Origin of the sequence: Halonotius pteroides (assembly GCF_003605635.1) — an archaeon.
Lineage (GTDB): Archaea > Halobacteriota > Halobacteria > Halobacteriales > Haloferacaceae > Halonotius > Halonotius pteroides.
In genome coordinates, this window is sequence record NZ_QMDW01000109.1 from 1 (window position 1) to 1048 (window position 1048).

The following is a 1048-nucleotide window of genomic DNA, read 5'->3' on the forward strand; positions in this document are numbered from 1 at the left end:
TATTAGCGGCAGCGTTGATGTCGGCCTGAAACGTCGAAACGTGGCAGTCGTCGTGTGGACACTGAAAATCGGCCTGTGAGTCTCGCCGACCGAGACGGTAACACGAGTGGCACGTCTGACTCGTGTACTCTGGATTCACGTACTTGACCGGGATGCCCGCCTCTCTCGCTTTGTCCTCGATCCGGCCTTGCAGCCGGGCAAACGCCCACGAGTGCAGGCGACGGTTCATATACTCTCCGTAGTCCAGTGATTCGCGGATGTACGTCAAATCCTCTATCACTAACACTGGATTCTCGTACTGCCGGGCGTACTCGACGGCCTGCCGAGACGCCTTCTCTACAATATCGGTGAGCGCGTTCTGGTAGTGGCCGAATCGTTCCTCGATCCGCCACTCGGCAGTCTCACGCTCTTGGAGTCGTTTCAGGGTTGTGTGCATCTCCTTACGGAGTTGTTTCGCTCTACTGCCGCTACACACGAACGGGTCAGTCGGAGAACCGTCCTTGAGGGCACAGCCCGTGATCAGGGCGGTTTCTCCGATGTCTAACCCGACGTATGTGGCGTCACCGTCTGTCGTTGGGTCTTCGACTGGGTACTCAACGGTGACATGTAGCACCCAGTTCTGTCGGTGCTGTTGCAAGCGTATCTCGCCTGCCTTTGCGTCCTCTGAAACGAGATCGTGCCAGAGGGCTTCCTGCTCAGGGTTGATCCGAAGCGGTATCCAGAAGTTCGTTCCACGCCCCGGTTGGGGAACCCACCATGTGAACTCGTAGTCGCGGTCGGCGGAGTGGTCGAACTCCGCTGCTTGGTTGGTGAGCCGTATCGGATGGTCGTCGTCCAACTCATCAGCGTTGTAGGTGTTGCGGAGCTGTGGAACGTAGTTACAGAGCGCGGCTTTGGCCTGATACGGGAGATCGTAGGGCGTCACGATGTCGCTGACTGCCGACATGGTACTCGCCCCAGCATCGAAGGCCGCTTGCAGCCCGTCACGATACATTTCGAGTAGGTCAGTGAGCTTCGACTGCTTGTGCGCTGTCGGCGGCGCGAACGT

The 1048-nt window shown here is 58.3% G+C and carries 1 protein-coding gene; it reads right to left on the reverse strand.

All coding sequences use genetic code 11. The annotated features are described in order from the left end of the window. On the reverse strand, positions 1-1048 hold a 1048-nt coding region (locus DP106_RS15400; RefSeq protein WP_133305197.1), incomplete at both ends, for an RNA-guided endonuclease TnpB family protein.